A 16,722-nucleotide genomic window follows, 5' to 3' on the forward strand; every position below is an offset into this window, starting at 1 on the left:
TCCCCCCTTATTCAGCTCGAACCAACTGCGGTTGTTCAAACTGTGCTGATGAGAGCTTTAAAGTATTCAAAGGAACTTTTAATTCCCCCTTCTGAATTTTCACAGGCAAGGTATTTTGTACGTCCACTATGGCATTTAAAGCAGTCTTGATTGGGACATTCAATTGTCCTTGTACAGGGATCTCTGTCTTTAATGTGGCATTTAACGGAATATGTAGATTCTCTTTCAGCACCGTTCGTACAGGAGCATCAAATTTTAAGTGCACCTTTTGTTCTAATGGCACATTAATATGAATCGGCACATCTAGATTGATTGGAATGGAGCCTTTTAACGGTAGACTGATGTTTTGCCCCATGATCACCACATTTACTCGCGTATCGATGGGTAAATTTTGCTGTACCTTTAAGGTTTCCTGCACAGGAATCGTGGTTTTAATGGGGACTTGGCTGTCAAAATAAACTCGTGGAGTCAACGTTTGTGCCAAAGGAATGTCTAACTGTTCTTTAATTGGAATTTCAGCACGAATTCGCCCTGACACATTCACATCCAAAGCATCATGAATTTTAACTTTCGCTTGTAATGGTTCTTGCAAATCAATATTTACATCTTGATTGTTCAGCGGAATATAAATATTGAAATGTTGAAACACCCAAATTGCGAGTAAGACACCGCTGAGGGTTGCTAAGCCCAAAAATGCCAAACCTGCAAGCACTCTTTTTATTTGCAATGACTTAATCCTTTAAGTTCGTTTTTTAATTGACTCAATTCATTTAAGTCATTCTAAGGACAATCACTTTACTCAGCTCAGATCGAGTAATCATGACGTTTATTTTGATATGCCAAATCAGCGCAAGCATAGCCTACTAAATTTAATACTACTAATTTTGTCGGAATTATTGCATTGACCCGATTTGAATGTCTGTTGCTATTTAGGTCAACTAAAAGAACTCTTTTTGGATCCTTAAGAACTATAGATACAAAAAAAGAGCTTCATTACTGAAGCTCTTTTTTCTTAACCGAACAAATTATGCATTTGTTTCAGCAGGAACTTTTGGATAGCTTACGCCGCCCATTTGTTCAGCAATACGTAATACTTGGCAGCTATAACCCACTTCATTGTCATACCATACGTATGCAGTTAAGCGGTTGCCTGAAGTGATTGTCGCTTGCGCGTCAAATACACCCGCAGTACGCGAACCAATGAAGTCAGAAGATACAACTTCTGTCGAGTTGGTATAACCAATTTGACCTTGAAGGCTAGAGCTGATTGAGATTTTACGAATGTATTCATTCACTTCATCACGATCAACTTCTTTATCTAAAGTTAAGTTTAAAATCGCAAGTGAAACGTTTGGTGTTGGAACACGTACAGAGTTACCTGTTAATTTACCTTGAAGTGCTGGAAGTGCTTTCGCAACTGCTTTAGCCGCACCAGTTTCAGTAATTACCATGTTCAAAGTCGCAGCACGACCACGACGATCCGCTTTGTGGTAGTTGTCGATTAAGTTCTGGTCGTTTGTGAACGAGTGAACTGTTTCAACGTGACCATTTAACACTGTGTATTTGTCATGTAATACTTTCAATGTTGGTGTGATTGCGTTGGTTGTACAGCTTGCAGCTGAGATGATTTGATCTTCATCCAGAATGTCTGCTTGGTTTACACCAAACACCACGTTTTTCATCTCACCTTTACCAGGTGCAGTTAAAATTACGCGTGCAGCGCCTGGGCAGTTAAGGTGTTGTGCAAGACCTTCTGAATCACGCCATTTACCCGTGTTGTCAATCACTAACGCATTGGTAATACCATAAGCAGTATAATCAACTTCAGTTGGATTAGACGCATAAATAACTTTGATGAATTGACCATTTGCAATGATTGCTTCGTTTTCTTCATCTACAGAAATCGTGCCAGAGAATGGACCATGAATTGAGTCACGACGCAATAAAGACGCGCGTTTCTCTAAATCACCGTCAGATGACTTACGAACCACAATCGCTTTAAGGTTTAGACCACGACCCAGACCAGACTGACCAATCATTAAACGTGCAAGGATACGACCGATACGACCAAAACCGTAAAGGACAACGTCACGACCTTCTACTGAAGTCGCACGACCTTCTACAGATTTAACAGCTGCTGCAACAAATGCATCAACATCGCCACCTTGCTCTTTAAATGCAACGGCTAATTTGCCTAGATCAATTTCAGCAGTACCGATATTTTCAATTTTAGCCAACGCTTGAAGAATTGGGAACGTGTGTACAACTGAAAGCTCAACGTCCATCATACGAGTGAAACGGTGCGCTTTTAAAATTTGCATAACTGAACGGTTAACTAAAGAACGTCCAAACACTGAAACCACAATATTTTTTTCACGGTAAAGCTTGCCGATTAAAGCAATCATTTGTTCCGCGATTTCTTCACGGTTTTTCCAGCGACCTTGGTGCTCTGCATGTAGGGCGGTAATAGTCTCTTTGCTCACAGATACGTCCTCTAATTAAATTGTATATCTAGGCATAAATTTCAAAACGCGACAATTGTAAAGGAATTGTCAGCAAGATTGAATCAAAAGCTGGCGTAGCCGCTGCTATTTTCCTACATATTCATTATAAATTTACAAAATAGTTGTAATTTTCGATGTGATTTTACTTTGTGAGCCAAATTTAAGAAAAATCGGTTCAAATAAAAAAGAGAGAAAACAGAAAAAATGGATATCTTCCCTGTAAAAACACATCAACTTAAATCAGGCTTTACACCGACTTCTCTTATGATTGATCATTTATGCGCGCATCCGTTTTTGCAATATTACGTCCAAGATTACGCTTTTGACGCTGCTGCTTGTACAAATGCAAACACCCTTCAATCACCAAGACCAATACCGCACACCAAATTGGAATATAAGTCAGCCACTCTTCTGGGGCAACTTGCTCGCCCAAAGCAATTGATGCAGAAGCCAACAACACGGGCTCTAAGTAACTAAGCAGGCCAAATAGAACAAAAGGTAAAAAACGGCTCGCTAGAATATAACTTCCCAAGCCAAGCGCACTTAAAAAACCCAAACCAATAATCGCCCAGATTAAATGGGGATAGTATTCAATCATGCTTAAAGCTTCTGCATCGGACAACAGATAAAAAGCGATGGGTAGAATTAAAAATAAATCCCACCAAAAACCACCTAAGTGATCTGATTTGAATAGTCGGCGTAAATAAAAATATAAAGGGTATGCCAAAGCAACATACAGTGTTTCCCACGCAACACTACCGATGCGCCAAATCTCATGTATGACACCTAATGCCGCCAAAATAACAGCCAGTAATTGCCAACGGGAAAGTTTTTCTTTATGTAATACACATCCAATCAGCACCATAACCAAAGGCAATAAAAAATATCCTAAAGATACTTCTAAACCACGCCCATTGATTGGCCCCCAGAGGAATAGCCACAACTGCGATGTACACAATAAAGAACTAATGAACAACCAAAGCAAATAAATTGGATTTTGAAAAACTTTTTTGAATAATTCAGCAATAAGCTTGAGTTCGCCTGACCACCACATAAACAGGGTTAAAAAAGGTAACGTCGATAACATACGCCAAGCAAAAGTATGTTCGCTATCTAAGGGTTTTAAAAATTCAGTATAACCGTAAAGCACGCCAAAAGTGACAGATGCCAATACCGACAGTACTACGCCCTTATACATCTTTTCACCCAAACTATTTACTGGGCTTAGTATACCGATAAGTTAAATAAAATACGTCACCATTAAAATAACTTTCACACAAGTCATGAGACCTCTTTCATAAATCATTTTTTACTCAACTCCAAGTTATAGATTCCAGCGATTAAACTGAATCTCAAACCCAGTCGTTTACCTCTATTTCGGTAACGTTCAGCAAGGATTTTAAAGGTCTTCAGGCGACCAAATACATGCTCGATCCCGATTCTTCTTTTGTTGATTTCCTGATTGTAAATTTTGAGTTCAGGATCCAATTTACAGCGCCTTTTGGCTTTTAATGGCAATAGGCTATTAGGATACACAGCATAAATTCCCTGGTAGCCTTTATCTGCAAGGATAAAAGCTCCGGAAGGAATCTGCTTTAAATTGCGTTTGAATAGCTCGAAATCATGCACCGTACCGCGATCAGTGCATAAACTCAGAATTTGCTGAGTTTTATAATGGATGATGGCCTGTACTTTAAAGGTATGCGTCTTTTTCTTGCCACTATAGCTTTTCTTCTGTTTTTTTAGGCCTTTGAATTGGAATTTCTGTGGCATCCACGATCACCACATTCCAGTCTATGCCTTCGCCTTCGGGCAAATTCTTCGGTAAATTAAACAGCTTGGACTGAATCAGGCAATCTTCAACATGACGTACAATTCTTGAGGCAGTTGGCTCTGAAACCCCATAACTCATAGCAACGTGAAATAAAGTTCGGTATTCCCGCCAATAGCTCAGACAGAGCAGAACCTGATCCTCCACACTTAACTTGGGTGGTCTGCCTTTAACTGGAACATGCTTCTGCACCTGCTCAAGCATTAAATAAAAGGTTGACCATGAGATGCCCGTATATCGCTTAAACTGTGTTTCAGAAAGCTTCTTTGAATCGATGTATTTCATCCGCAGATTATGCACGAATGCTGAGAAAGTTAGAGTACAAATATCAATCAAAAAGCTGCTCGTTTTTTGATTTATGAAAGAGATCTATGGTTTAAGTTTTGTTGAATCATTAAACCTTAAAAATTATTTTGGTTTGACTTTACTGTGTGCTGTTCGGATTAAATCACTCAAATCATAGCCCAGTGTTTTGGCATACTCTAAATAGTCATTGATAACTTCAGGCTTCGCTTCTGGTGTACGCGAGAGTACCCACATGTATTTTCGGCGTGGCTCACCAACTAACACAGTTTGATAGTCATCATCGAGTTTTAAAATCCAATAATCCCCTCGTGCAACAGGAATCCAACGTGCCGCTTCTGGGAGGAAACTTACCTGTAGCTTAGAATTAAACGGCGGATTCTTAACAAAAGCCTCGCCTATCGCCTGCTGTAAGATGCCATCTTTTGAATAACACCGATTATCGACACTTACATTACCATTTTCATTTAAGGTATAGGTTGCTGAAACATCTCTTGCACATTTGTTTTGAAAATACATGGGCTTGCGTGCAACTTCATACCAAACACCTAAATAGCGGTCTAATTCGACTTTTTCAACCACAGGCATGGGTTTGGTTTGTGCATAGGCCAAAGTCGCTGCGCCCAACCCCACCAAGATTGCCCCACCAATCACAATTTTTGTAATACGCCAGCTTGCTTTAGGAAGATTATTTTTACGCATAACGACATCCTTTAAAAGATTGATTTAGTCAAAGCCCAAATTTAATTTCTTAAAAAATAGCGGGCTTTGACCCGACACACTGTAGTGTTATGTAATGATTTTGCAGAACACGTGTGTGAACTTATCGCAGCAATTGGGCTTTAAGGCGCACAATTTCATCTCGCAAACGCGCTGCCTGTTCAAACTGCAACTCTTTCGATGCTTTTAACATCTCTTTTTCCAGTTTTGCCATGTGTTTACTGAACAACTTCGGATTCGACAAAATATGTTGCTCATCCGCAGACAATGCTTGAACCTGATCTGCAATCTTGGCATCAATCTGGTCATCATTGAGTACTTCACCAGTGTCAATTTCCCTGACAACCTGACGTACAGCACTGCGCGGAGTAATGCCATGTTCCAAATTAAACTCAATTTGTTTGGCACGGCGGCGGTCGGTTTCATCAATCGCCTTTTGCATAGAATCGGTGATACGATCGGCATACAAAATAGCCTTACCTTTTAAATTACGTGCGGCACGACCAATGGTTTGAATCAAGGCACGTTCTGAGCGTAAGAAACCCTCTTTATCAGCATCCAAAATTGCCACCAAAGACACTTCTGGCATGTCTAAGCCTTCACGTAACAAGTTAATCCCCACCAAAACATCATGAATACCTGAACGCAGTTCGTGAATAATTTTAACGCGCTCAACCGTATCAATATCTGAATGTAGATACGCGACTTTCACACCATATTCTTTTAAATATGAAGTCAAATCTTCTGCCATACGTTTGGTTAATGTCGTCACCAAAACACGTTCATTAAATTCTTTACGAATATTAATTTCGGACAGTACATCATCCACTTGGGTTAGCACTGGACGGATTTCGATTTCAGGATCAACCAATCCTGTTGGTCGTACCACTTGTTCAACCACTTGTTCCGATTTTTCTAATTCATACTTTGCTGGGGTTGCACTCACATAAATAGTGCTCGGAACAATACGCTCCCATTCCTCAAATTTCATTGGACGGTTATCTAGCGCACTTGGCAAACGGAAGCCATAGTTCACCAGATTCTCTTTACGCGAACGGTCACCCTTATACATAGCGCCAATTTGTGGCACAGTCACATGTGATTCATCAATAATTAATAAGGCATCATCAGGGATATAATCAAACAAGGTAGGCGGTGCTTCCCCTGATGGGCGTCCAGATAAATGACGTGAATAGTTTTCAATACCATTGGTATAACCCAACTGTTGTATCATTTCCAAATCGTAACGGGTACGTTGTTCAATTCGCTGTGCTTCCAGCAATTTGTCGTGTTCACGGAAAAACACCAAGCGCTCTTTCAGTTCTTCTCGAATCGTACCAATCGCACGCTCAAGATTCTCTTTGGGCGTCACATAATGGCTTTTCGGATAAATGGTGACGCGCGGAACTTTTCTAACCATTTTCCCTGTTAATGGATCAAACCAACGGATCGAATCGACCTCATCATCAAATAATTCAATACGAATTGCATGTTGATCCGATTCGGCAGGGAAAATATCAATAATTTCGCCACGAATACGATAAGTTGCACGTAAAAATTCTAATTCATTACGGCTATATTGCATTTCGACCAGACGACGAATAATCTCATCTCGGTTCATTCGGTCGCCCTGCACAATATGTAACAACATACTCATATAGGCATTGGGATCACCCAAACCATAAATGGCAGAAACTGAAGCCACAATAATGGCATCCCGACGTTCTAGCAAAGCCCGCGTTGCGGACAAACGCATCTGATCAATATGGTCATTAATGGCAGCATCTTTCTCAATAAAAGTATCTGAAGACGGCACATAAGCTTCTGGTTGGTAGTAATCGTAATAACTGACGAAATACTCAACCGCATTATTTGGGAAAAATGCTTTAAATTCACCATAAAGCTGGGCTGCAAGTGTCTTGTTATGTGCCATGATAATGGTCGGACGTTGCGTCTGAGCAATCACATTTGCCATGGTATACGTCTTACCAGACCCTGTTACACCAAGTAATAATTGATTGCGATAACCTTGCTCAACACCATATACCAGCTTTTCAATCGCCTGCGGCTGATCCCCAGCAGGTTGAAACTGAGTCACCAAATCAAAAGGTTGTTGGTTATCTTGCACAGGTTTTTGACGCTCTTGCATGGTTTCCATCTTCGGCACACTTATGACTTAACATAGTATGGGGGCAGTTGAGCAACATGCAACAAGCATTCTTGGACTTTCGTATGAAGTAGACTGAATATTTAACGTCTCGTTTAAATGAATCCTATAAATAATCTATTTAAAAAAGCACAGCCTGCTACTTGACCCATGCCCTATTCAGTTGCAACATGAATCAATAATGATGATTAGATAAAATACTTATGCGCTACCATTACCACGATGAGACCATTGTTAAAAGTTTACCTGAAGATACCATTTTTGTTTTTGGCAGTAATATGGCAGGTACGCATGCAGGTGGTGCTGCCAAAATCGCTTTGTTACATTTTGGTGCCATGAAAGGTGCAGGACGTGGCTGGGCCGGTCAAAGCTATGCCATTCCCACCATGAATGAGCATTTACAACAAATGCCGCTTTCACAGATTCAACATTATATTGATGATTTTAAAATTTATACCCAGCATCATCCTAAAACCAAATACTTCATTACTTCTGTAGGTTGTGGCGTTGCAGGTTACAAAGTTGAAGAAATTGCACCGATGTTTAAAGGCATTTCTCATAATGTCATTTTTCCTGTCTCATTCCGCCCTTTTGTAGAACAAACCTTACCTAAATTACGTCAAGCATTCTTGAAAGCGGTCTTGCAAGACCACGTCATTTTCCCAAGCGAACCTCTTGATCAAGTGATTGAACAACTCCCTTTGGCAGACAATGAAAAAAGTCTGGCACAAATTATTTTGAATACACCAATGTATCCAACCGATAGCAATGGACGGGATCGCATTTTCGAAATTGAAGATATTTTGCACAATCTAGATGAAAAAGAATTTCGTATCGATTCACCTTTAGAAAGCCGTATGGTCATTGGTGGTGTCATACTTGCGCTACTTGAGCTTTACAACATCAATGAACAAGATTTCCTCGATGTTTGGAATCATCAACGTGAAATAGCTGCACCCAAACCAGAAAATAAAGCCCGGAAATCAGCTCACTAATTCAGCGCCATCAACATGGGGTTGCACTGAAAATAAAGTTCAGACAACCCCATTTTATGGCAAGTTTAATGCCAAAATCATCACCAATTTAGATTTAATGCTTTTATTAATCACATGATTTAAAAATGAAAAAATTATCCCTATACTAAGCTCAACTTAAATAATAAATATGAGCAATTCATGGAATTACTCGATTCCTCAATTTTTGATTTATCCCCCATCGCCATGTGGCTAGAAGACTTTAGTGAGGTCAAAAAACAATTTGATCTTTGGCGAGCGCAAGGCATCCAAGACCTCCAACAATTTTTACTCGAAGATGAGTCACGCGTCTTACAGTGCGCGCGTAAAATTAAAATTCTGAAAGTCAATGCAAAGACTTTGACCCTATTTCAAGCCCACGACCTAACGCACTTACAACAAAATCTGGATTTGATATTTAAGCAAGATATGGCCAAAACCCATATTCAAGAACTCCTGTGTTTATGGGAAGGACAGACCGAATTTATCAGTAGTACGGTCAATTACACCATTTCAGGTCAACGCTTGGATATTCAACTACGCGGTACTGTTATTCCTGGCCATGAACATGATTTATCCCTGTTATTAATCACCACTGAAGATATCACCCCATATAAAACCGCATGTCGATTAGAAGAAAAAAATCGATTACTGGCAGAATCAAGATTTAAATATTCACCCACCTCTTTGTGGGTCGAAGATTTTAGCCGGATCAAGTATCGGCTTGATCAACTCAAGCACATGGGCATTCAGGATTTTCAAACCTTCTTAGATGTACATCATGATTTTATTCTGCAATGTATTCAGGACATTATTATTATTGATGTGAATCAAGCGACACTCGATTTATTCGGAGCAGCCGACAAAGATACTTTGTTCAAAAGCACGCATAAAATTTTTGCAAAAGAAATGGTACAAACCTTTCGCGAGCAATTGATTGAATTATGGAACGGCAATATTCATCATCAACGTGAAGCAGTGAATTATGCGCTTGATGGCAGTATCCGACATGTCTTACTGCAATTTACTGTTTTTCCAGACTACAAAGATGATTGGAGCATGGTGCAAGTTGCCCTGACCGATATTACAGCACGCAAAAAAGCCGAAAATTATCTGGAATATTTGGGAAAACATGATGTTTTGACCAAACTTTACAATCGCTCATTTTACACCGAAGAAATGAACCGTTTAGAACGTAGCCCCTTACGCCCCGTTTCCTGTATTTTCCTTGACATGAATGGTTTAAAAGAAGTCAACGACAGCTTAGGGCATGACGTTGGTGATGGACTGCTTCGGCGCATGGGCGGAATATTAAATCAACTCATTCAAAACACTTTATATTCTGCGTCCAGAATAGGTGGCGATGAATTAGTGGTGCTTTTACCAGGAGCAGACGAGGCAGCATTACAAAACTGCCTGCACAGTTTGCAAGAGCTATTACATGTCGATAATCAATTTTATGCCAGTCAACCGATTAGTCTCGCAATTGGCTATGCGACAGTCAAACTGCATGAACGCATTGAAGACATGCTTAAACGCGCAGATCAAATGATGTATCTGAATAAAGAACAGTATTATGAGCACAATGAACGCCGTGCACGTTAATTTTGCCCATAAAAAAAGAAGTGCATACGCACTTCTTTTTTAACGCTTACCCATCGAACGGCGTGTACCACGTGGTGGCATCCAAGTTCGATCTGCATATTGCTCAGGTTTTGGGCGCACCTGATTATGTGCAACATCATCGTCAGCACCTTGCTCAGCATTTGGCATTGGGAATGGGAGATTCACCAAAGGTTTTTTAGAAGTAGGCTGTTGCTTACTCATGACCATCACTCTCATCAAATTGGGCTTATTTTAAAGTTTTTTTCATAAAGATGCGAGAAACTTCCTAATTCTGTACATTTTTGAAGATGATGCTCCGAAATTGATTTTTTTTATGTGTTTGAGCTTATTTTAAACGACGTAGTCATTGTTTTTAGGCTAAGATAATGTGCTTTTTATTTTTTACCCCCCTTAAGAAGGAATAACGCCGTGGACGTACGTCTATCTGATCGTGTAAATGCCATCAAACCGTCCCCTACATTAGCTGTGACCAATAAAGCTGCTGAACTTAAAGCTGCTGGTAAAAATGTCATTGGCTTGGGAGCTGGTGAACCAGATTTTGACACCCCGCAACACATCAAAGATGCTGCTATTGCAGCAATTAACAACGGTTTTACAAAATATACCGCTGTCGATGGTACGCCAGGCCTTAAAAAAGCAATTATCGCAAAACTAAAACGCGACAATAACCTTGACTACCAAGCGAACCAAATTTTGGTTTCTTGTGGCGGTAAACAATCTTTCTTTAACTTAGCATTGGCTTTGTTAAACAAAGGCGATGAAGTTATTATTCCTGCGCCTTTCTGGGTAAGCTATCCAGACATGGTGATTATTGCTGAAGGTACACCTGTCATTGTGAAATGTGGTGAAGAACAGCGTTTCAAAATTACACCAGAACAATTAGAAGCGGCAATCACTGAAAAAACGCGTTTAGTGGTACTCAACAGCCCATCTAACCCAACAGGTATGATTTATACCAAAGCTGAACTTGAAGCTTTAGCTGATGTATTACGCCGTCACCCACAAGTATTTGTTGCATCTGATGACATGTACGAACCAATCCGTTGGGATGATGAGTTCTACAACATTGCAACTATTGCTCCAGACTTATATGACCGCACAATCGTATTAAACGGTGTGTCTAAAGCTTATGCAATGACTGGCTGGCGTATTGGCTATGCAGCGGGTCCTGCAAAAATCATTGGCGCAATGAAAAAAATCCAATCTCAATCAACGTCTAACCCAACTTCTATTTCGCAAGTTGCGGCTGAAGCTGCATTGAATGGCCCTCAAGACGTACTTGAACCAATGATTGAAGCTTTCAAACGCCGTCATGACTTAGTTGTGAATGGCTTAAACGAAATCAACGGTATTTCATGCTTACCTGCTGATGGCGCATTCTATGCTTATGCCAACATCCGTCCGTTAATTCGTGCAAAAGGTTTAAAATCTTGCACAGAATTCTCTGAATGGTTATTAGAAGAAACGGGTGTAGCTGTAGTTCCTGGCGATGCATTCGGTCTTGGTGGTTTCATGCGTATCTCTTACGCAACTGCTGACGAAGTACTTGTAGATGCACTTGCTCGTATCAAGAAAGCAGCAGATTCAATCGAAGGCGTTGATGCTGCGATTGCCTCAATCGAAGCTGAAAAAACTGCAAAATAATCTAGCCGGCTATTTTTCAAAAAAAGAGCTCAAATTTATTTGAGCTCTTTTTTTATTTCTATATTTTGTCACTATCGACCTATATCTTTAGGGATTAAACATCGCCATAACCTCTGCTTCTGTCATTTTTTTAGTCGATTGACTGAGTGAATAAAAATCAGGTTTATTATCAATATAAATTTCCATATCTAAGCTTAGCTCTTTTGGCAATTCATCCAATGCAAACACGTTAATATTACAGTAACGATGATCTTGCATCCGCCAAAACAATATTGTTCCACATTGCTTGCAAAAGCCACGCTCGCCCCACGCCGATGCTTTAAAAATGCCCAATTTATCCTGTTTTTGAAAAACTAAAGCGCTTGATTCAACATCAATACTCATGAGTAAACCACTACTTTGCCGACGACAAAGTGAGCAATGACACACATGAACTTGATAATTTGCTAAATTTACTTCAAATTGCGTAGCCCCGCATAAACACTGTGCATGCATTTTTTTCACTTTTGAATCTTCCTTCGTATTGTCTTAGTTTTGATCCATTGGTATTAAACAATAACCCTCATCATTTCACTGTTTACACTTTATCAATAAATGTAAATCTTATTTATTTTTATGAATCAAACATTTCGCAACACATTAGGCATAGCAACTCATGAGACGATCTTCTAAGATACGCATACACACAGCTAAACGCCTATGAGTTCATCATGCGCTATAAGATTATCGATGTATACCGACAACAGAATGTTAAACGTTACATTGCTAAATGCTTAAAAGCCCGCTCTCCCCAGTTTATTGTCATCGAAAGTGCTTTAACCCTTTGCCGTGATTTAGATATTATTGATGTTGACCTCAACTCTGATCAAGCCACATGGGCAACTGGTGAACGTATTTCTCTGCATATTTTAACAGGCGCAGACAGCCTCGATAAAATTTATGAATTAGACGCTTAAAGACGTTTTCCAATTTTTTCTTGACTTCATTTTCCTTACGGGATTATCTTTATTATTAAGTTCCTTTTTGGAACTTAATAGAATAAATAAGGATTTCAAATGAATATTAAAGAAATGACAGGGTTACAGTTACTTGAAGCCATGTGTGCAGGGAAAGTTCCTGCCCCAAGTATCAGTGAAATGATTCCTATGGCACCCTATAAAGTCACGCTAGGCAGTATTCACTTTAAAGCCAAAGCTGATCATCATCATTTAAACCCTTTAGGGGGTGTGCATGGTGGCTTTGCAGCTACTGTACTTGACTCAGTTACAGGCTGTGCTATTCACTCCATGCTAGAAGCGGGTGTTGGCTACGGAACCATTGATTTGAATATTAAAATGTGTCGCCCTATCCCTCAAAATAAAGACCTGATCGCGATTGGTACAGTCATCAACATGAGCAAAAATTTAGGTATGTCTGAAGGGAAAATTATGGATGAAGAAGGAAAACTCTATGCACACGCTACCGCAACTTGCATGATTATTCGTGCTTAAATGTTCATGCACAACACAGGTGAATGTTGTGCATGAACATCAGCTTAAGCATGATGATAAGTCTTTTGCTCGGGTTTTAATTTGCACTGTGGTGCAGATAAAGCTTTGTAATAGCAATAATATTTCAAGGTACGCTCTAGCTGAATAGTGCATGAAGCATGCTGTGACTTCGACCAAGCTTGAGCCTGTAATGGTTTTGACCAAAGCTGCCCTTCTAAAGCATAAAGATATACACGTTCTTGCTCTTCGGTCTGAGTCGAAAAGTATGATTCAATCCAGCTTTGGCGTGTAGATTCGACCAACCACTTCTCAGAAAACCACAATTGAAGTAAATCCCCCAAATATAGTTGTACTGTAGCAAATGGACGAACAGATACAAATGCACCTTCCACAGCCGTGTAATACAATTCGGGTTGCTGAATCAAAGATAAATAATTTTCTTGATAATACGAAAATTGAGAAAAAATTTCAGGGATGCTGAGCGTATTCATTCGCTTACTCCGATTTAGCCATTTTAGTGCTGGCAAGTTGGTTTAAATCCACACTGTTGAGGTTTTTGCCTCAACAACTTTCTTTAATTAATCTAGCAATGCTTTTTTTAAAGCACAAGCCAAAAGTTAACTTTTTCTTTAAATTCTTTTTGTTTGCTCAAATATAAAACATACAACCATAAAATCCATGTTTTTATGCCACTAATGCTTGACCTGTTTTAAAATCTGCTTATAATCGCACTCAGATTCTCCAATAGCTCAGTCGGTAGAGCGACGGACTGTTAATCCGCAGGTCCCTGGTTCGAGCCCAGGTTGGAGAGCCAAATACAAAAAAGCCCGCAGCATTAAAGCGGGCTTTTTTACGTCTAAATAATGAAAAATAAAGCACCTCATATCTTTATAAAAAAGCACAACACATGAATGTAAAAAATCCGCAGGCCATACTCAGGCTCAAAATTGTTATTATTGTACTCATCAGCTTTCTTATTCTGATCAGCCTAATCTTAATCAGTTGTCATCCGCAAGGTAAGGTCGAAAAGCTTAGCACCACCCCTCCGGTCTTGTATGATGCTCTCACCAATCAACCCATTCCCACCACACAACAATGGCTGATTCCTGTAAACCAGTTTAGCTCAAATGCGATTGAAACCAATTTAAAACTGACTGAATTAAGCAAAAGTTTAGGGGAACATGCTTGGCTAAGCCCTTCTTCCACATTTAATAATCAAAGCAGCCAACTCCATTTTTATTTGGATTTTGGTGGCCAACAAAGCTCTCGTAAAGATGCTGAATTCTATGTCCTCCCAATCTGTACCAATGGAACCTTAACGCAAGCCTGTACATCCTTATCACTTCAACCCACTTCCACCCCAATTTTTAATTTCAACACAGCAAATAACACTGAGTATCAAGCTATCCAAACCAATCAATCTTGGCACTTTTATGGGCATAGCGATGCTTATGTACTTCCTGTTATACACTCACAACAATTACAATTTTTAGTTAATGCCCAAATACCAACAGGTTATCAAAATACTTGGCTCAGATTAAGCATCAATGAAAACCCAATTACCCCCAAACCTTCGAGTTTTTTCTTGGGACGTAACAAGCTAACCTATTTCCCATTCTTATTACTTTTCATTCCCTTACTCGCAGCTTACCTCTATCGTATGGACAAAGGATTTCAAAGCTATCGAAATCTTTCTATTGGATTACTGGTCTGTATTTTGTTTGCCATTCATAGTGTTATTTGGGATCTGCACTATATGGTTTTAGGCTGTCTTCTACTCAGTTTAGCTGGGGTGCTTTATGCTTTCGCTAGATCCTTGTACAGGCTTGTTTATGGAATTGGAGCTCTGATTATTGCAGGTTATGCACAACAGTTTTATAACGGATTTAATTCTGCTTTTCTCATGCAAACGGGTTTAATTTTTTTAATTGGTATTGGACTTTTTTTCCGCACGCCAGATTAACTACAATCCAGTAAAATCATGGCGCTTCATTTTATTGAAACACCATGATTTTAAATTATGCTGCGACTATGGCAGGAATACCACTATGAAAACGAAAAGTTTCATCTGGCGATAGAATCAGATTTGCCTCAACTTCACGAATATGTTCAATGCGTTGCTGTATATCTTCTTCAGGATTTTTCAATTTCCCTGTTCGTGCAACCTCTAAGGCTAAAGCCAAATAATCTTCAAAGTGTCGTGATTCTGATTTAAGCAAGTAACGGTAATAACGTCCCAACTCTTCATCCACGCGTGGAGCAAGTGCATAAAACCGTTCACATGAACGTGCCTCAACAAAAGCCCCAATAATTAAAATATCAATTAAAGCTTCTGGCTCATAAGTGCGTACTTCCTTACGTAATCCGCCTGCGTAGCGCCCTGCACTCAAGTTCGACCACGCTTGACCACGCTTCTTCATAAACTCAAGCACTTGCTCATAATGCAGCATTTCTTCACGTACCAATTGAGCCAGCTTCACTTGCAGATCCGTAAAAAAACTATACCTAAACATCAGGTTCATTGCTGTACCTGCTGCTTTTTTTTCGCAATTGGCATGGTCTTGCATCAGAATATCAAGATGATTCAATGCTTCATCCAACCAAGCCTGAGGCGTAGTACAACCCAAGAAGCCAATGACTGGCTTCATTAGTTCATCGTAATTTATATTCGACATATTTGAATCTTAAAATAGATAATTAACGTGCAGCTTTAATTACTGCTTTCATTTCTTGAACAGCTTGCGCCAAGCCAACAAATACAGCATCCGCAATTAAAGAATGACCAATATTCAACTCATGAATCTCAGGAATTTGTGCAATCGGGGTAACATTTTCTAGATTTAAACCATGACCCGCATTCACCACCAAACCCTTGTCGGCGGCATAGCGCGAAGCTTTCACAATACGATCTAACTCATGTTGCTGTGCTTCAGGTGTTTCAGCATCTGCATAAGCACCTGTATGAATTTCAATGGTTGGTGCTCCGCATGCAACAGCAGCATCAATTTGGGCAAAATCAGCATCAATAAAGAGTGAGACATCACACCCTATCGCTGTAAGTTCCTGTGTTGCTGCTTTGACTTCTTCAAAATGACCAATCACATCCAACCCACCTTCCGTGGTTACTTCTTGACGCTTCTCAGGAACGAAACACACATGATGTGGCTGAATCTCTTTCGCAAATGCAATCATTTCAGGTGTTATAGCAAGCTCTAAATTCATACGAGTTTTTAATACTGGACGCATACGACGCACATCATCATCTTGAATATGACGACGATCTTCACGTAAATGCAGTGTAATTCCTTCAGCACCCGCTTGCTCACAAATTAAAGCAGCATTAACTGGGTCTGGATAAGTTGTTCCACGTGCTTGTCGCAAAGTTGCAACATGGTCAATATTTACACCAAGCAAAGCAGCCATC

General features: G+C 39.8%; 18 protein-coding genes and 1 tRNA gene. 7 read left to right on the forward strand and 12 right to left on the reverse strand.

Annotation, left to right across the window (positions count from 1 at the left end; genetic code table 11):
- Positions 1 to 7: 7 nt before the first annotated feature.
- The 7 genes from E0H82_RS04385 to uvrB all read right to left on the reverse strand — a co-directional run bounded on the left by E0H82_RS04385 (position 8) and on the right by uvrB (position 7,507).
- Positions 8 to 727, reverse strand: a complete 720-nt coding sequence (locus E0H82_RS04385) for an MFS transporter (protein ID WP_131263383.1) — start codon at positions 725 to 727, stop codon at positions 8 to 10.
- A gap of 298 nt (positions 728 to 1,025) precedes the next feature.
- Positions 1,026 to 2,483, reverse strand: coding sequence for a glyceraldehyde-3-phosphate dehydrogenase (locus E0H82_RS04390; RefSeq protein ID WP_131263385.1), 1,458 nt, complete (start codon positions 2,481 to 2,483; stop codon positions 1,026 to 1,028).
- A gap of 283 nt (positions 2,484 to 2,766) precedes the next feature.
- The gene (gene rarD / locus E0H82_RS04395; protein WP_131263387.1) at positions 2,767 to 3,702 is read right to left on the reverse strand and encodes an EamA family transporter RarD; all 936 of its coding nucleotides are present in this window, start codon (positions 3,700 to 3,702) and stop codon (positions 2,767 to 2,769) included.
- A 104-nt stretch (positions 3,703 to 3,806) separates the two neighbouring features.
- Positions 3,807 to 4,277 carry a transposase family protein gene (locus tag E0H82_RS04400; protein WP_131263389.1) on the reverse strand — a complete coding sequence of 157 codons (471 nt, stop codon included), beginning with the start codon at positions 4,275 to 4,277 and terminating at the stop codon, positions 3,807 to 3,809.
- Entirely contained in the window at positions 4,225 to 4,620 is a 396-nt protein-coding gene (locus E0H82_RS04405; RefSeq protein WP_131263390.1) for a transposase family protein, read from the reverse strand. Before E0H82_RS04405 ends, E0H82_RS04400 begins: the two co-directional genes overlap by 53 nt.
- Before the next feature lie 123 nt (positions 4,621 to 4,743).
- Complete coding sequence (locus E0H82_RS04410) at positions 4,744 to 5,340, reverse strand: lipocalin family protein (protein ID WP_131263392.1); 597 nt, start codon at positions 5,338 to 5,340, stop codon at positions 4,744 to 4,746.
- 121 nt (positions 5,341 to 5,461) lie between these two features.
- Positions 5,462 to 7,507: an excinuclease ABC subunit UvrB gene (gene uvrB, locus E0H82_RS04415; RefSeq protein WP_131263590.1), complete on the reverse strand. Its 2,046-nt coding sequence runs from the start codon at positions 7,505 to 7,507 to the stop codon at positions 5,462 to 5,464.
- Between the two features lie 221 nt (positions 7,508 to 7,728).
- On the opposite strand from uvrB, the gene E0H82_RS04420 reads away from it, so the two are divergent.
- Complete coding sequence (locus E0H82_RS04420) at positions 7,729 to 8,520, forward strand: hypothetical protein (RefSeq protein ID WP_131263394.1); 792 nt, start codon at positions 7,729 to 7,731, stop codon at positions 8,518 to 8,520.
- Positions 8,521 to 8,700: 180 nt separating this feature from the next.
- Positions 8,701 to 10,143: a sensor domain-containing diguanylate cyclase gene (locus E0H82_RS04425; protein ID WP_131263396.1), complete on the forward strand. Its 1,443-nt coding sequence runs from the start codon at positions 8,701 to 8,703 to the stop codon at positions 10,141 to 10,143.
- A 39-nt stretch (positions 10,144 to 10,182) separates the two neighbouring features.
- Here E0H82_RS04425 and E0H82_RS04430 read toward each other — a convergent pair whose 3' ends face one another.
- On the reverse strand, positions 10,183 to 10,365 hold the full coding sequence (locus tag E0H82_RS04430) for a hypothetical protein (RefSeq protein WP_116759284.1): 183 nt from the start codon (positions 10,363 to 10,365) through the stop codon (positions 10,183 to 10,185).
- A 207-nt stretch (positions 10,366 to 10,572) separates the two neighbouring features.
- Between E0H82_RS04430 and E0H82_RS04435 the strand changes: the two genes are divergently transcribed.
- Entirely contained in the window at positions 10,573 to 11,808 is a 1,236-nt protein-coding gene (locus E0H82_RS04435; protein ID WP_131263398.1) for a pyridoxal phosphate-dependent aminotransferase, read from the forward strand.
- A gap of 87 nt (positions 11,809 to 11,895) precedes the next feature.
- Here the strand turns inward: E0H82_RS04435 and E0H82_RS04440 are convergent, their stop codons facing one another.
- Positions 11,896 to 12,303: a GFA family protein gene (locus E0H82_RS04440; RefSeq protein WP_131263592.1), complete on the reverse strand. Its 408-nt coding sequence runs from the start codon at positions 12,301 to 12,303 to the stop codon at positions 11,896 to 11,898.
- A gap of 215 nt (positions 12,304 to 12,518) precedes the next feature.
- Between E0H82_RS04440 and E0H82_RS04445 the strand changes: the two genes are divergently transcribed.
- Positions 12,519 to 12,764 carry a hypothetical protein gene (locus E0H82_RS04445; protein WP_131263399.1) on the forward strand — a complete coding sequence of 82 codons (246 nt, stop codon included), beginning with the start codon at positions 12,519 to 12,521 and terminating at the stop codon, positions 12,762 to 12,764.
- 99 nt (positions 12,765 to 12,863) lie between these two features.
- Positions 12,864 to 13,298: a PaaI family thioesterase gene (locus tag E0H82_RS04450; protein ID WP_131263401.1), complete on the forward strand. Its 435-nt coding sequence runs from the start codon at positions 12,864 to 12,866 to the stop codon at positions 13,296 to 13,298.
- A 44-nt stretch (positions 13,299 to 13,342) separates the two neighbouring features.
- On the opposite strand, the gene E0H82_RS04455 is transcribed toward E0H82_RS04450, so the two are convergent.
- On the reverse strand, positions 13,343 to 13,789 hold the full coding sequence (locus E0H82_RS04455) for a hypothetical protein (protein ID WP_131263403.1): 447 nt from the start codon (positions 13,787 to 13,789) through the stop codon (positions 13,343 to 13,345).
- A 247-nt stretch (positions 13,790 to 14,036) separates the two neighbouring features.
- Here E0H82_RS04455 and E0H82_RS04460 point away from each other — a divergent pair.
- Both E0H82_RS04460 and E0H82_RS04465 read left to right on the forward strand, forming a co-directional pair.
- Positions 14,037 to 14,112: transfer RNA gene (locus E0H82_RS04460), tRNA-Asn, on the forward strand.
- A gap of 93 nt (positions 14,113 to 14,205) precedes the next feature.
- Positions 14,206 to 15,261, forward strand: a complete 1,056-nt coding sequence (locus tag E0H82_RS04465; protein WP_131263405.1) for a hypothetical protein — start codon at positions 14,206 to 14,208, stop codon at positions 15,259 to 15,261.
- Between the two features lie 55 nt (positions 15,262 to 15,316).
- Here the strand turns inward: E0H82_RS04465 and E0H82_RS04470 are convergent, their stop codons facing one another.
- Together E0H82_RS04470 and pdxJ are read right to left on the reverse strand one after the other, a co-directional pair.
- Complete coding sequence (locus E0H82_RS04470; protein ID WP_131263407.1) at positions 15,317 to 15,973, reverse strand: tRNA-(ms[2]io[6]A)-hydroxylase; 657 nt, start codon at positions 15,971 to 15,973, stop codon at positions 15,317 to 15,319.
- Between the two features lie 22 nt (positions 15,974 to 15,995).
- On the reverse strand, positions 15,996 to 16,721 hold the full coding sequence (gene pdxJ, locus E0H82_RS04475; protein WP_131263409.1) for a pyridoxine 5'-phosphate synthase: 726 nt from the start codon (positions 16,719 to 16,721) through the stop codon (positions 15,996 to 15,998).
- Position 16,722: the final 1 nt, after the last annotated feature.

The sequence above is a fragment of the Acinetobacter sp. ANC 4910 genome (assembly GCF_004331035.1).
Classification (GTDB): Bacteria; Pseudomonadota; Gammaproteobacteria; order Pseudomonadales; family Moraxellaceae; genus Acinetobacter.